We start from the raw sequence: 12,867 nt of genomic DNA, 5'->3' as shown, positions 1-12,867 counted from the left end.
CGGCAGCAATGCCGGGTTTTGTCATTCAGCCTTCGTTCAGCTAGCGAACGGTAGGACTAGCATCATCGAGAAAGGAACCGGGGTTCGGTTCCCGGGATTAGGACTCTCTGCTTATGAACAGGCTCGCAAAAACTCTTCTCCTGACGGCAACGGCCGCCGCACTTACCCTCTCCGCCATCGGCGAGGCATCGGCTCGCGATCGGCATTGGCGCCGCCACGGCGGCAACGATGCGCTTGTCGGCGGCGCGGTCGGCCTTGCGACCGGCCTGATCGTCGGCTCGGCCATCGCCAATGCCAATAACGGCCCCGTCTATGAAGAGCGCCGTTATATCGACCCGGCCTACGAGCCGGATTATTATGAGCCGGCACCGGTCTATCGCGCCCCACGCCGCGTCTATGTCGAAGAGCCGCGATATGTCGAGCAGCCGCGATACTATGCGCCGGCCCGCAGGGCGGTGGAGCCCTGGTCGCCGCAATGGGAGCGTTACTGCTCCTATCGCTACCGCTCGTTCGATCCGCGCACGGGCACCTATATCGGTTATGACGGCCGCAGCCACTTCTGCACCGCCGGCTGAACGCTCGACTATCTCTGGTACAAAGCGCCGCTTCTCAGCGGCGCTTTTGCTTTTGGACCCCTTCACCCGGCCTTCTTTTCCCAAGGCATCGGTCCCACCTCGGTATCAGGCTCGAAATCGGTCGAGACGCTGACGGCGCGCCATTCCCGGTCGGCTGCGATGCGCGCCGCATCCGCCTTCTCTACGTTGCGCACCGCATCGCTGCCGAGCAACAGCCGGAACGGCGGCTCGTCGAGTCCGGCAATGTGGATAATGACCGCAGCCGCTTTGGCAGGATCGCCGGGCTGACGGCCGTCATACTCGCGCTGAAAGCGCACGGTCGCGCCGACCGTTTCCGCATATTCCGCCCGCCCCTCGGCAAACACCGTCGAAGCGCCGGCGAAATCCGTCCTGAAGCCGCCGGGCTCGACCACCGTCACCTTGACGCCGAATGGCGAAACCTCCTTCGCCAGCACTTCGGAGAAACCCTCGACACCGAATTTTGCCGCCGAATAAGCGCCGCGGCCGGCAGGCCCGATACGCCCTCCGACGGAGGAGAATTGAATGATATGGCCCGCCCCCTGCCCGCGCATCAAGGCGATCACCGCCTTGCTCATGATGATCGTGCCGAACAGGTTGGTTTCGATCTGGGCGCGGAAATCGGCAAGGCTGGTATCCTCGATCGAGCCGACATTGCCATAGCCGGCATTGTTGACGAGCACGTCGATACGGCCGAACCTCTTGACGGCTGCCTCGACGGTTGCGGCCGCTGCCGCCTCGTTCGTCACGTCAAGCGCCAGCGTCAGCACCTGCCCGCCATAGCGATCGGAAAGATCGGCAAGCTGGGCGGGATTACGTGCCGTCGCCACCAGATAGTCGCCGGAGGCCAGGACTGCCTCCGCCAGCGCCCGGCCGAGACCGCGCGAACTCCCCGTAATCAACCAAACCTTCGACATCGGAAACCTCTTCTTCATTGGTTCCCTGCCCATGTATGTTCTATCGTTTCCAATCGAAAGAAGGCACTCACACGATCCATACGCACCTCGAGGTAACAAAGGTGGCCGGCGACACATTCGATTTCTGCAGCAACATGACGGATGAACAGGATGCGCGGGCGCGCGCCTTGATCGAGCGGGCGGCGGCGAAATGGCCGCTGCGCATATTGCACGTGCTCTCCGATGCCGGCACGCCCTTACGTTTCTCGCGTCTGATGGAGCGGGTCGAGGGCATCAGCCAGAAAGTGCTGACGCAGACGCTGCGCACCCTCGAGAGCGACGGCCTCATCATCCGCACACTCTATCCCGAGGTGCCGCCGCGGGTCGAATATGAATTGACGCCGCTCGGTCGCGACCTCCTCATGCAGGTCGCAACGCTCTGGCGATGGATCGTCGAGCGCCTCGGCGATTTCGATGCGCGCAACGCCGTAAAGCTCACTGCGGCGAGCGTTTAAGCCGGAATGCGGATCGTCGCCCTCAAGCCTCCGAGCGGGCTGTCGCCGAGCGTGACGTTGCCGCCATGGCTGCGGGCAATGTCGCGGGCGATCGCAAGACCGAGCCCGGTGCCCGACGCATCGAGGTTGCGCGCCGCATCCAGTCGGAAGAACGGTTTGAACACGTCCTCGCGATTCTTCTCCGGAATGCCCGGCCCGTCATCGTCGAAGATAACAGTCAGCCATTTGGCATTGTGTTTGGCTTCGATGTCGAGCCTATTGGCATAGCGGCGCGCGTTCGAGGCCAGGTTGGTGACGAGACGCATGAAGGCGTTCGGCCTGACCGAGATCTCGTCGTCGCCTTCGATCGAATAGGCGAATGTCTTGCCGTGCAGGGCGAAATCGGCCTCCAGTTTGGCGAAGATCTCGCTGAGCTTCAGCTCGCCGACATCCTCTTCGACCTCGCCGCGCGCGAAGGCCATATAAGCCTCCAGCATCGTCTGCATATCATTGACGTCATCATTCAGACCATGCAGGTCGGGATTGTCGCCGGCGAGCGCCAGTTGCAGTTTGAAGCGGGTGAGGATCGTGCGCAGATCGTGGCTGACGCCGGAGAGCATCGCCGTACGCTGCTCGATCTGCCGCTCGATGCGCTCGCGCATCAGAATGAAGGCAAGGCCGGCGCGCCGGACCTCGTCGGCGCCGCGCGGATAGAAATTGTCAGGCTTCTGCCCCTTGCCGAAGCTTTCCGCCGCCCGCGCTAGCATCAGGATCGGGCGTATCTGTCCCCGCAGGAAGAGGATCGAGATACCGATCAGCACCAGCGAGGTGCCGACCATCCAGACGATGAAGATATGGGTATTCGAGGCATAGGTCTGACTGCGTTTGGCCAGCACCCTGAGGATCTTGTTTTCCAGCTTGATGCGGATCTCGACCAGATTCGAGTTGCCGACGGTATCAATCCAGAAGGGCCGGCGAATCTCGTCGGTGATCTCGTCGCTGAGGATGCCGTCAAGGATCGAGAAGAACGGCTTGTTCCGCGGCGGCGGCAGGTCACCGTCAGGCTCGATCGAGATCTGCAGGTTGAGCTGGTCACGCGCAATCCGGATGATCTCGCTATAGTCCGAATTCTGCGGATAGGTCTCGACGATCTCGATGATCGCGGCGATGTCGCGGGTAACGGCGAGCGACAGCCGCTCCGTCACCATCTGCCAATGGCGCTCCATGAAGACGGCGGCGACGACCGATTGCAAGAGCACCATCGGGATGATGATGATCAGCAGCGAGCGTGCGTAAAGCCCGGTGGGCAATCGGCGCCGCAGCCAGCGGACGATCCAGCGCCAGCCCGCAGCAGGAGCGCGGTCTTCCCGCCGCAAGCTGTCGATTGTCGCCATCAGCGTCGGTCCTGGCCTTTCAGAGCATGGTGCCGGAAAGTGTATACCATTATCGGCATCATCTTCCGCTTCCTCAAATCTAATCGATGCTCAGCCTGTATCCGATGCCGCGCACTGTCTGCAGCCAGACAGGATTGGCCGGATCCTCCTCGATTTTGCGCCTGAGCCGGTTGATCTGCACGTCGATCGTCCGCTCGCCGACCTCGGTGTCGTTGCCGATCAGCTCGTGGCGCGGGATCGTGTCGCCGGCGCGCCGCGCAAAGAGCAGCATGATTTCCTGCTCGCGGTCAGTGAGCCGGATCACCTCGCTGGCCTTCTTCAGCTCCTTGCGGGTCAAGGAGAAAGTATAAGGCCCGAACATGACCTGTTCGATCTTCAGCCCCTCACCGCCGGCGTTGCGGCGCAGGATGTTGTTGATGCGCAGCACCAGCTCGCGCGGATCGAAGGGCTTGGAGAGATAGTCGTCGGCGCCGGCCTCGAGGCCTTCGATGCGGTTGCCCGATTCCGCCAGCGCCGTCAGCATGATGATCGGCACGTTCTTGATGGCGCGAAGCCCGCGGGTGACGTCGATGCCGGATTCACCAGGCATCATCACATCCATGATGATGAGATCGAAATCGAGACCCGCAAGCTTGCGCTGCGCCTCGGCGCCGTCGGCCGCGACGGTGACGCGAAAACCGTTCTCCGCAAGATAACGATTGAGCAGCGCGCGGATGCGGGAGTCGTCGTCGACCACCAGCAGATGCGCCGCATCATCGGAAATACCTGTCTTGACCGCCATTCAATCCGCCTTCTTTCTGTCCCGCATGCCCCCGAGGAAGGCCTTCACCCCCTCCCGCACCGGCGCGGAGGCTCCTTCGAATGCCCGCTCAATGCGGCGCGATTGCGGCTCTGCAAGCGCAAGCGCCAGCTCGCGCCCCGATTTCGTCGGATAAAGCTTGCGCTGCCGCCGGTCCTCCGGCCCCGCCACCTGGCGAATATAGCCTGAGTCGATCAGCTGTTTCAGCACCCTTGCGAGACTCTGCTTGGTGATCTTCAGCGTGTCGAGAAGATCGGCCACCGTCATGCCGGGATTGCGGTTGACGAAATGCACGACACGATGATGCGCCCGGCCGAATCCGCTCTTTTCGAGGATGGCGTCGGGATCGGAAACGAAGTCGCGATAAGCAAAGAAGAACAGCTCGATGATCTCGAAATCGATCGTCTCGGTATCTTCCATCGGCGTGGCCAGCGGCTCCGGCTTGCCCGCTTTCGGACCGGTCTGTCGTGACACTCGGCTTTCCTTTCTTTTCCCCGCACTGCGGGACGTTTTCGCGGGGATAGGTCAGTTTATTGACTTAAATTGCGTCGCTGCTGGCTTTCCGAACTCTGCGGCAGCCCCGCACGGAATTTTCTCTGCTGGCAGTTCCTTGGAACCAAGGCCGATCCGGCGCAACGCGCAATTTCCCCCTGCGTCTGTGGATAAAACGTAATGGGGACAACAATCAACAGGCATGGCGGGTGAAGCGCCGGAGGTGTCAGGCCGATCGCCCGGCTCGGCAACGGGATGATGGGCGTTTCGGCGCAGGCCGACTGCATTCTCTCCGGCGGCGATCGCCGCCGGATAAGCCCTTCACGTGATCAGTGCGGTCGGGCTACCTATGCGCCCGCGCCATGACCAGTCCGGCGAGCGTCGAGAGAATGCCGCCGCCGATCAGGCCGCCGATACCGTCGGCGATCAGCCCGGTCGCTGCGACGTCCCCGCCGACCATGCCGAGCAGCATGCCGCCGCCGACACCGCCGATCGCGCCGGCAATCGTACGAGCGACGACATTGATCGCATGCTGCTTCAAGGCGGCGCAGGCAGCGTTGCCGCCGATGGCACCGGCAATCAATTGGACGATGAACGGAAGTAGCGCTTCCATGAATTCCTCCTTGGCGATCTCCCCGAGCGCCGCTAAATGCCGAGCCTTCGGCATATTAGCATTTTATCATATTCAAGAGGAAAGAATGAAGAAAAATCAACCGATGCGGGATTAAGGCGGAGAGTCAGCGAACCGCCGGGGTCGCGAGGCGTTCTCAAACGAAAGGCGGCCCAGTGGCCGCCTCGCTTCAGCTTTGATCGACCATATTATTGATAGACATAGACGATCCGGCGCGTGCCGGGATCGACCAGCACGGGACGGTCGTTGATCCTGGTATAGCGGTATTCATAGTCGGGGATGGTCTGGAATGTGACATCACCCGGCACCTCCGCACCGACGACGACATCGCCGCCGAGCCGCACCGTCTCGGTTGGATTGGTTTCGATATAGGTGCGCACCGTCTCCGGCGGAGTGATGGTCTCGACAGCCCCGACCGGGCCGATCAGTTCGTCGCCTGGCGCCGGCTGCGGGTCAGCCGGGACAACGCTGGCGGTCGACTCGTAAGTGACGACGGGAACGCCGATTTCGGCGCGGTGCTGCTCGACGATCACCTGGTTGCCGCCATAATCCATCTGCAGATAATCGGCATAGACCCAGCCGCGCATGCCGTTGACGTCGACGCGGCACCAGCGGCTGCCTTCGATGCAGCCATCGAGCACTGCGGTCGAGCCGCGGGTAGCAAGGCCGACCGTCGGATATTGCGGACCGGGACCTGCGCGGACGTTGAGGTCGTTGACCGTAGTCGCGACCATCTCCGCCTGCGCCAGACCGCCGGTCGCCAGGAGCACGGCTCCAGCCAGTAGGATGTTTCTCTTCAAGGTCATGTGAGCGTCTCCTTGGTTTCGATGGCCGGACAACGCGCGGCGTTCCACGATGTTCCCCTCGGCTGCGCCCGACAAATGGGCGGCTCCAGCGAGCCGCGCACAAGCATTTGAAACATCTAGAAAAAACATGATTCCACCGCTGTATGGGGATAGCGGAGAACCCCATAAATTTGTGTTGCAGCTTGTCTTTTTGCCGTGAAACAGCCCGCGTCAGCAGCAGATTCCGGCTGTCCTTGCCGCCGTTTCGAACTATACCTGAGCACCCGAGACACCAAGCGAGGCACTTATGGGCATGCTCCAGGCCGGCATCATTCCGGTGACACCTTTTCAACAGAACTGCACGGTCTTCTTCGATCCCGACACCCAGGAAGGCGTCGTCGTCGATCCGGGTGGCGACGTGCCGCTCATTCTCCAGGCGATCGAAAAAAGCGGCCTGACCATCAAGGAAATTTGGCTGACGCACGGCCACCTCGACCATGCCGGCGGCGCCAAAGAGTTGAAGGAAGCCCTGGGCGTCGACATTGTCGGCCCGCACCAGGACGACCTGCCGCTGTTAGAGCGCATCGAGACCCAGGCGGCGAACTACGGCATATCAGGATTGCGCAACGTCCTGCCCGACCGTTGGCTCAAGGATGGCGACAAGGTTTCCTTCGGCGCCCACGAGTTTGAGGTCTATCACGCGCCCGGCCATGCCCCCGGCCATGTCATCTATTTCAACCGCGCCCAGAACTTCGCCCATCTCGGCGACGTGCTCTTCAACGGCTCGATCGGCCGTACAGATCTGCCGGGCGGCAATCATCAGCAGCTGTTGGATTCGATCCGCGGCAAAGTCCTGCCGCTCGGCGACGAGGTCAGCTTCATCTGCGGCCACGGCCCTGGCAGCCGCATCGGCGATGAACGGCGCAGCAATCCGTTCCTGCAGGAGATCAGAACGCGGGACGGCTCGGATGCCGGCAAATCAGGCGCAACGCCCGATAAAGGGATGTGAGCTAGAGCCTTTCCTGGTTAGATTGAAGCATTCTGTTGGCTCAAACGGAGTCGGATGGTCGACCGGCCGGCGCGCGTCGTAGCCAAGCTCTACGGCCAAGCCGGCCGGTCGAGCAGCCGACCCGTTTCAGCCAACCCTCCCGCAGATTTGCCTGGCAAATCTGCAAGACTTGGGAATCGCCGGGCGCACTGATCGCTTCGCCACGGCGAAGCGGTGCGGCCGGTGGGCCGGGCATCTCTAGCCAGGATCAGAGGCGATCGGCTCGGACGTACTATGAGGTATGCCCATCGCCAATCGCCTTTGCCCTGACGAAAACCTGCTCCGGCAGAATGCTTCAATCTAATCAGGAAAGGCTCTAAGGCTCACATCATCTTCTGGCCATTCGGCACCGGCTGCTCGACCGCGGCGAGCACGATCGCGCCGTTCTCATCCGCAAACCCCAGCGTCAGCACTTCCGAGCGGAACGGCCCGATCTGGCGTGGCGGGAAGTTGACAACGCCAAGGACCTGCCGGCCGATCAGCCTTTCCGGCGTATAATGCACGGTGATTTGCGCCGAGGATTTTTTCATGCCGATGTCGGGGCCGAAATCGATGACCAGCTTGAACGCCGGTTTGCGCGCTTCCGGAAAGGGACTGACCTCGACGACCGTGCCGACACGGATGTCGACACGATCGAAATCGGCGTAGGTGATCTCTTCGGCCATAAGGGGCTCCGTCAGCCGGCCAGTTCCTCGGCCCGCTTGCGCGCTGCCGCGAGTGCCTTATCGAACAAAGGCTGCATGCCGTTTTCGGCCATCAGCACCGCCAACGCCGCCGCCGTCGTGCCGCCCGGAGAAGTCACGTTCTGCCGCAGCCGCGAAGCATCGTCGGGGGACTGGTGCAAGAGTTCACCAGCCCCCGCGACAGTTTCCCGCGCAAGACGCATGGCGAGGTCCGCCTGCAGGCCGAGCTTACGGCCCGCCTCCGCCATACATTCGACGAGATAGAAGACATAGGCCGGGCCACTGCCGGAAAGCGCCGTCACGGCATCGATATCGACTTCCGCAGGCACCCATTCGACCGGGCCGGAGACGCGCAGAAGCGAATGGACGCGCTCGCGCTGCTGATCACTTACCGCTGAATTGGCATAGGCCCCGGTGACCCCGCGGCCGACCATCGCCGGCGTGTTCGGCATGGCACGTACCATGGCGGCTTTTCCGAGATGCTTTTCGAGAAAACCGAGCGTCTTGCCGGCAGCAACCGAGACGACGACCGTCTCCGGCCCGACAGCGCTTTTCACCGCCGGCAACACCGCCTCCATCACCTGCGGCTTCACCGCAAGGAACAAGACGCCTGCCTTCAACGCTGCCGGAAGCGCCGCAAGATGGGTCGCTCCCGCCTCGCCGATCGTCGCCAGCATCGCCGGCGACGGGCCTGGATCGACGACGATGACGGCCGAGCCCGGAACGCCGCTCTTCAGCCAGCCGGAGAGCATCGCGCCGCCCATATTGCCGGCGCCGATCAGAACGACGGGATGCTTCGAGGAGAAAGCCTTGGCTGGCATCCTATGCCTCGCCGACCGTTTCGAACAGCACGGCTTCCATTGCCTTGGCCGCATCCATGCCGGACCAGACGACGAACTGGAAAGCCTGGAAATAGGCCTCGCAGGTGTCGAGCGCGCTGGAAAGCAGCACCTCCACCTGGCGGTTGGTCGGCTCGGCGCCGCCGGCAAGCAGCAGCGACTGCCTGAAGATGACGACGTCTTCCTGGCGCCAGAGATCGAAATGCCCCATCAACACTTGCCCGTTGATCGCCGAGAGCAGCTTGACCACCTCGTTGACCCGGATGTCGGGGACCTTGATATCGAAGGCGCAGCCAAGATGCAGCGCCTCGAATTCCTCCATCCAGGAGAAGGAGACATGATAGTCCGCCCAGCGCCCCTCGACCGTCATCGCGATCTCGTCCTCGCCGGACCGTTCGAACGACCAGTCATTGTTGGAGGCCACGTACTCGATCATATCGACCGGGTTCGACTGACGCTCGACTTCCAATTCCATCAGGTTCATGCAGCACCTTCTTGACCGGAATGAATGCGACTTAACTTCGTGTACGAACACAAGAAAGACACACGCAAATACCGGAAACTACCACCGGATGATCGTTGAACCGCTACCAGACTTAACGCAGATAACCTGCCCGGAGCTTACCAAGTCGCTTCGAATCATCATTTAAAATCAGTGTATAATGACCCTTGCCACCTGCCAGCCCCCTGAGAGGAAAATAGGGCGCAGCCACTGTGGAAAGCACTTCGAAACTCAATTCAGAAGGGAGAATAAGCGACTCTGCGTATTGGCTTTTTTGGCAGTGTCCACAGGTGGAAAACTCACCTGAATTTTTTGTGACAGACACGGCATAGGGCAATGAGGCCATGCCGTGTCTCGCTTTCTGTCGGAACTCAGTGGCCTTCGCCGGCAAGCCTTGCTTCCAACGCCGCGATGCGGGCGGCGAGCGCCTCGTTTTCGTCGCGTGCCTTGATCGCCATCTCGCGCACGGCCTCGAATTCCTCGCGCTTGACGACGTCCATGCTGTTCAGCCAACGCTCGGCCTGGGCGTTGAAAGCCGTCTCGATCTCCTTGCGGACTCCCTGGGCAGCACCTGCCGCGTCGGTCATCAGCTTGGCGAACTCATCCATGATGCGGTTCGTTCCGGTCGTCATGGCGTTTTTCTCCCTTCGGATGCGGTGAATTCGACCCTTCCGGGCCTCGAAGATTGAGGTAGGGCTTCGCCATCGGCGATGCAAGCGCTTTGCACGGGATAGCCCTCGCCGGCCCGGGCTGCGAAAGCGAGATCACGAACAATGGACTTGACCGTCCGGGATCGCAGCGGCATGTTCCGCCGACTTCAACGGATGGGAAAACCTTGCCGATAGCCGCCGATCTCCTTGCCATCATGCCTTTCCCGGACATCGATCCGATCGCCTTTTCGATCGGTCCGCTGGCGATTCACTGGTACGGTCTCGCCTATGTCGCCGGCATTCTGCTCGGCTGGGCCTATGCCCGCCGCATTGCCGCCAGTGACAGTCTCTGGCCCGGCAACGCGTCGCCGATATCAAGGGTGCAGCTCGACGATTTCATCGTCTGGGCAGCTCTCGGCGTCGTCCTCGGCGGTCGCCTCGGCTATATTTTCTTCTATGATTTCACAGCCGTCCTGCATGATCCCGTGCGGGCGGTTCAGATTTGGAACGGCGGCATGTCGTTCCATGGCGGCCTGGCCGGCACGACGATCGCCATGATCCTCTTTGCCCGCCGCCATTCCATTCCGATCTGGAGCCTGTTCGACATCGTCGCCACGGTCGTTCCCTTCGGCCTGTTCTTCGGCCGCATCGCCAATTTCATCAATGGCGAACTCTGGGGCCGGTTGACCGACGTGCCCTGGGCCGTGGTCTTCCCGACCGGCGGTCCGTTCGCCCGCCACCCGAGCCAGCTCTACGAGGCCGGCCTCGAAGGCATCGTCCTGCTTCTGGTTCTAGCCGCCCTCGTCTACGGCATGCGCGCGCTGAAAAGCCCCGGCTTCGTCAGCGGCGTCTTCGTCTGCGGCTATGCGCTGTCGCGCATCTTCGTCGAATTCTTCCGCGAGCCCGACGCCCAGCTCGGCTACCTCCTCGGCACCAGCTGGCTGACCATGGGCATGGTTCTCTCCTCGCCGATGATCCTGCTCGGCCTCTGGGCGATGCTGCGCGCCCGTCGCCAGGCTGCGCTGCAGCTCTGACACGGCGGATAAACGACATGAACACCGCTCTCGGCGAAAAGATCAAGGCGATCATCCAGGCCAACGGCCCGATCAGCATCACCGATTATTTCTCGCTCTGCCTCGCCGATCCCGAACATGGCTATTACCGCACCCGCGAGCCCTTCGGCCGTTCCGGCGATTTCGTCACCGCGCCGGAGGTCAGCCAGATCTTCGGCGAAATGATCGGCGTCTTCATCGTCCATGCCTGGCAACGCCACGGCACGCCGGCGGAAGTGCGCCTCGTCGAGATCGGGCCCGGCCGCGGTACGATGATGGCGGACATGCTGCGCGTCATCGCTCGCATCGCCCCGCCGCTTTTCGACACCATGAGCGTGCATCTTGTCGAAACCAGCGAGCGTCTGCGCGACGTCCAGAGCCAGACGCTCGAAGCCTATGGCGAGAGAATCGCCTGGCACGACGGCTTCGACGAAGTCCCGCCCGGCTTCACCCTGATCGCCGCCAATGAATTGTTCGACGCGATCCCGATCCGCCAGTTTGTCCGCACGCAGACAGGCTTCCGCGAACGCATGGTCGGGCTCGACGCCGACGGCGAGCTGACCTTTGCAGCCGGTGTCGCCGGCCTCGATCCCGCGCTGCTTCCCGAACCGGTGCAGAACCTGCCGCTCGGCACGCTCTTCGAGATTTCCCCTGCCCGCCAGGCGGTGATGATGGCGATCTGCGAGCGGCTGCGCGCCTTCGGCGGCACGGCGCTTGTCATCGACTACGGCCATCTCGTCACCGGTTTCGGCGATACGCTGCAGGCGGTGCGCATGCATGAATTCGACCCGCCGCTTGCCCATCCCGGCGAAGCCGATCTGACGAGCCATGTCGATTTCCAGCAGCTCGCCGAAACGGCGCTGACATCAGGCCTGCATCTGAACGGCGCCCTGCATCAGGGCGACTTTCTGACCGGCCTCGGCATTCTCGAGCGCGCCGCCGCTCTCGGGCGCGACCGCGAGCGGCAGACCCAGCAGGTCATCCAGACGGCGGTCGACAGGCTTGCCGGCGCCGGTGAGGGCCGGATGGGCGAACTCTTCAAGGTCATGGCCGTCTCGCACCCGGCCGTCGATCTCATGCCCTTTCGTCCGGTGGATTGACAGGGCGCACGCGGCTGAGCCAACATCCCCGCGAACAGCAACTTGAAGCGCGCCGCCGATGCGATGCGCTCGGGACAATAACAAACCTCTCGAAAAGCCCGGAATCACAGATGCAGGACGCGGCCTCTCCCGCACCGATCGAAAGCGCGCTGCTGAACGAAGCGGCCGGCGCCGCCATCCGCCACGGTTATTTCACCCGGGCCGGCGGTGTTTCCGAAGGGATCTATCGCGGTCTCAATGTCGGCCTCGGCTCCAGCGACGAGCGCGGCAAGGTGATGGAAAACCGCCGCCGCGTCGCCGCCTGGTTCGATCTGCCGATCGAGCGGCTGGCAACCGTTCATCAGGTGCATTCTCCCGATGTCGTGACGATCGGCGCCGACTATGACGGCGCTCGCCCCGATGCCGACGCGATGGTGACGGCAGTCCCCAGCATTGTACTTGGCGTGCTGGCCGCCGATTGCGGCCCCATCCTCTTTGTCGATCCCGAAAATCGCGTCATCGGCGCCGCCCATGCCGGCTGGAAGGGTGCGCTGACCGGCGTGCTCGAAAACACCGTCGCAGCCATGGAAGCCCTGGGTGCCGACCGCGGCAGCATACTGGCCTGCCTCGGCCCCTCGATCAGCCAGGAGAGTTACGAAGTCGGACCGGAATTCGTCGATCGCTTCATCGCCGAAAATCCCGATTACGAGCGCTTCTTCATGCCTTCCCCAACGCCGGGCCACGCCATGTTCGATCTGCCGGCACTGACCATCGACAGGCTGACCCGGGCCGGCGTTCGGGCCGAAAGCCTCGGCCTCTGCACCTATCCGGACAGCGAGCGCTTCTTTTCCTATCGCCGGACGACGCATCGCCAGGAGCCGGACTACGGCCGCCAGATTTCAGCGATATCAATCAGGGAGACTTGAGCAG

The 12,867-nt window shown here is 62.4% G+C and carries 16 protein-coding genes; 6 read left to right on the top strand and 10 right to left on the bottom strand.

The window, feature by feature from the left end; all coding sequences use genetic code 11:
* Positions 1-113: 113 nt before the first annotated feature.
* Positions 114-575, top strand: coding sequence for a BA14K family protein (locus K6M89_RS25215; RefSeq protein ID WP_222141392.1), 462 nt, complete (start codon positions 114-116; stop codon positions 573-575).
* A gap of 62 nt (positions 576-637) precedes the next feature.
* Here K6M89_RS25215 and K6M89_RS25210 read toward each other — a convergent pair whose 3' ends face one another.
* Positions 638-1,510, bottom strand: coding sequence for an oxidoreductase (locus K6M89_RS25210; protein WP_097578979.1), 873 nt, complete (start codon positions 1,508-1,510; stop codon positions 638-640).
* Positions 1,511-1,545: 35 nt separating this feature from the next.
* Between K6M89_RS25210 and K6M89_RS25205 the strand changes: the two genes are divergently transcribed.
* The gene (locus K6M89_RS25205) at positions 1,546-2,004 is read left to right on the top strand and encodes a winged helix-turn-helix transcriptional regulator (RefSeq protein WP_222141391.1); all 459 of its coding nucleotides are present in this window, start codon (positions 1,546-1,548) and stop codon (positions 2,002-2,004) included.
* Here the strand turns inward: K6M89_RS25205 and K6M89_RS25200 are convergent.
* From K6M89_RS25200 to K6M89_RS25180, 5 genes are all read right to left on the bottom strand, one after another.
* Positions 2,001-3,377: an ATP-binding protein gene (locus tag K6M89_RS25200; RefSeq protein WP_222141390.1), complete on the bottom strand. Its 1,377-nt coding sequence runs from the start codon at positions 3,375-3,377 to the stop codon at positions 2,001-2,003. The genes K6M89_RS25205 and K6M89_RS25200 overlap by 4 nt on opposite strands.
* 79 nt (positions 3,378-3,456) lie before the next feature.
* Positions 3,457-4,158: a response regulator gene (locus tag K6M89_RS25195; protein WP_004680166.1), complete on the bottom strand. Its 702-nt coding sequence runs from the start codon at positions 4,156-4,158 to the stop codon at positions 3,457-3,459.
* Positions 4,159-4,650, bottom strand: a complete 492-nt coding sequence (locus K6M89_RS25190) for a MarR family winged helix-turn-helix transcriptional regulator (RefSeq protein ID WP_222141389.1) — start codon at positions 4,648-4,650, stop codon at positions 4,159-4,161.
* 361 nt (positions 4,651-5,011) lie between these two features.
* Positions 5,012-5,281, bottom strand: coding sequence for a hypothetical protein (locus tag K6M89_RS25185; protein WP_097578978.1), 270 nt, complete (start codon positions 5,279-5,281; stop codon positions 5,012-5,014).
* A gap of 206 nt (positions 5,282-5,487) precedes the next feature.
* The gene (locus K6M89_RS25180; RefSeq protein ID WP_097578608.1) at positions 5,488-6,105 is read right to left on the bottom strand and encodes a DUF1236 domain-containing protein; all 618 of its coding nucleotides are present in this window, start codon (positions 6,103-6,105) and stop codon (positions 5,488-5,490) included.
* A gap of 286 nt (positions 6,106-6,391) precedes the next feature.
* On the opposite strand from K6M89_RS25180, the gene K6M89_RS25175 reads away from it, so the two are divergent.
* The gene (locus K6M89_RS25175) at positions 6,392-7,093 is read left to right on the top strand and encodes an MBL fold metallo-hydrolase (protein WP_222141388.1); all 702 of its coding nucleotides are present in this window, start codon (positions 6,392-6,394) and stop codon (positions 7,091-7,093) included.
* Between the two features lie 362 nt (positions 7,094-7,455).
* Here the strand turns inward: K6M89_RS25175 and K6M89_RS25170 are convergent, their stop codons facing one another.
* The 4 genes from K6M89_RS25170 to K6M89_RS25155 all read right to left on the bottom strand — a co-directional run bounded on the left by K6M89_RS25170 (position 7,456) and on the right by K6M89_RS25155 (position 9,788).
* The gene (locus tag K6M89_RS25170) at positions 7,456-7,797 is read right to left on the bottom strand and encodes a tRNA-binding protein (RefSeq protein ID WP_097578604.1); all 342 of its coding nucleotides are present in this window, start codon (positions 7,795-7,797) and stop codon (positions 7,456-7,458) included.
* Positions 7,798-7,808: 11 nt separating this feature from the next.
* Positions 7,809-8,636 (bottom strand): pyrroline-5-carboxylate reductase, encoded by an 828-nt coding sequence (gene proC, locus K6M89_RS25165; RefSeq protein WP_222141387.1) that lies wholly within the window; start codon positions 8,634-8,636, stop codon positions 7,809-7,811.
* Position 8,637: 1 nt separating this feature from the next.
* A complete protein-coding gene (locus K6M89_RS25160) occupies positions 8,638-9,138 on the bottom strand; it encodes a type III secretion system chaperone family protein (protein ID WP_004680153.1) in 501 nt (166 codons plus the stop codon).
* A 389-nt stretch (positions 9,139-9,527) separates the two neighbouring features.
* Positions 9,528-9,788: an accessory factor UbiK family protein gene (locus K6M89_RS25155; RefSeq protein ID WP_064684479.1), complete on the bottom strand. Its 261-nt coding sequence runs from the start codon at positions 9,786-9,788 to the stop codon at positions 9,528-9,530.
* A gap of 203 nt (positions 9,789-9,991) precedes the next feature.
* On the opposite strand from K6M89_RS25155, the gene lgt reads away from it, so the two are divergent.
* The 3 genes from lgt (at position 9,992) to pgeF (ending at position 12,863) form a co-directional block, all read left to right on the top strand.
* The gene (gene lgt / locus K6M89_RS25150) at positions 9,992-10,840 is read left to right on the top strand and encodes a prolipoprotein diacylglyceryl transferase (RefSeq protein ID WP_222141386.1); all 849 of its coding nucleotides are present in this window, start codon (positions 9,992-9,994) and stop codon (positions 10,838-10,840) included.
* Between the two features lie 17 nt (positions 10,841-10,857).
* On the top strand, positions 10,858-11,958 hold the full coding sequence (locus tag K6M89_RS25145; RefSeq protein ID WP_097578599.1) for a class I SAM-dependent methyltransferase: 1,101 nt from the start codon (positions 10,858-10,860) through the stop codon (positions 11,956-11,958).
* Between the two features lie 110 nt (positions 11,959-12,068).
* On the top strand, positions 12,069-12,863 hold the full coding sequence (gene pgeF, locus K6M89_RS25140) for a peptidoglycan editing factor PgeF (RefSeq protein ID WP_222141385.1): 795 nt from the start codon (positions 12,069-12,071) through the stop codon (positions 12,861-12,863).
* The last annotated feature ends 4 nt before the right edge of the window (positions 12,864-12,867 follow it).

Origin of the sequence: Rhizobium croatiense, assembly GCF_019793465.1 — a bacterium.
GTDB classification, from domain to species: domain Bacteria; phylum Pseudomonadota; class Alphaproteobacteria; order Rhizobiales; family Rhizobiaceae; genus Rhizobium; species Rhizobium croatiense.
This window is presented reverse-complemented; position numbering and strand designations above follow the sequence as displayed.

Coding starts and splice junctions, on each gene's coding strand:
- K6M89_RS25215 (WP_222141392.1), top strand. CDS start 114: ATGAACAGGCTCGCAAAAACTCTTCTCCTGACGGCAACGGCCGCCGCA.
- K6M89_RS25210 (WP_097578979.1), bottom strand. CDS start 1,510: ATGTCGAAGGTTTGGTTGATTACGGGGAGTTCGCGCGGTCTCGGCCGG.
- K6M89_RS25205 (WP_222141391.1), top strand. CDS start 1,546: ATGTTCTATCGTTTCCAATCGAAAGAAGGCACTCACACGATCCATACG.
- K6M89_RS25200 (WP_222141390.1), bottom strand. CDS start 3,377: ATGGCGACAATCGACAGCTTGCGGCGGGAAGACCGCGCTCCTGCTGCG.
- K6M89_RS25195 (WP_004680166.1), bottom strand. CDS start 4,158: ATGGCGGTCAAGACAGGTATTTCCGATGATGCGGCGCATCTGCTGGTG.
- K6M89_RS25185 (WP_097578978.1), bottom strand. CDS start 5,281: ATGGAAGCGCTACTTCCGTTCATCGTCCAATTGATTGCCGGTGCCATC.
- K6M89_RS25180 (WP_097578608.1), bottom strand. CDS start 6,105: ATGACCTTGAAGAGAAACATCCTACTGGCTGGAGCCGTGCTCCTGGCG.
- K6M89_RS25175 (WP_222141388.1), top strand. CDS start 6,392: ATGGGCATGCTCCAGGCCGGCATCATTCCGGTGACACCTTTTCAACAG.
- K6M89_RS25170 (WP_097578604.1), bottom strand. CDS start 7,797: ATGGCCGAAGAGATCACCTACGCCGATTTCGATCGTGTCGACATCCGT.
- proC (WP_222141387.1), bottom strand. CDS start 8,636: ATGCCAGCCAAGGCTTTCTCCTCGAAGCATCCCGTCGTTCTGATCGGC.
- K6M89_RS25160 (WP_004680153.1), bottom strand. CDS start 9,138: ATGAACCTGATGGAATTGGAAGTCGAGCGTCAGTCGAACCCGGTCGAT.
- K6M89_RS25155 (WP_064684479.1), bottom strand. CDS start 9,788: ATGACGACCGGAACGAACCGCATCATGGATGAGTTCGCCAAGCTGATG.
- K6M89_RS25145 (WP_097578599.1), top strand. CDS start 10,858: ATGAACACCGCTCTCGGCGAAAAGATCAAGGCGATCATCCAGGCCAAC.
- pgeF (WP_222141385.1), top strand. CDS start 12,069: ATGCAGGACGCGGCCTCTCCCGCACCGATCGAAAGCGCGCTGCTGAAC.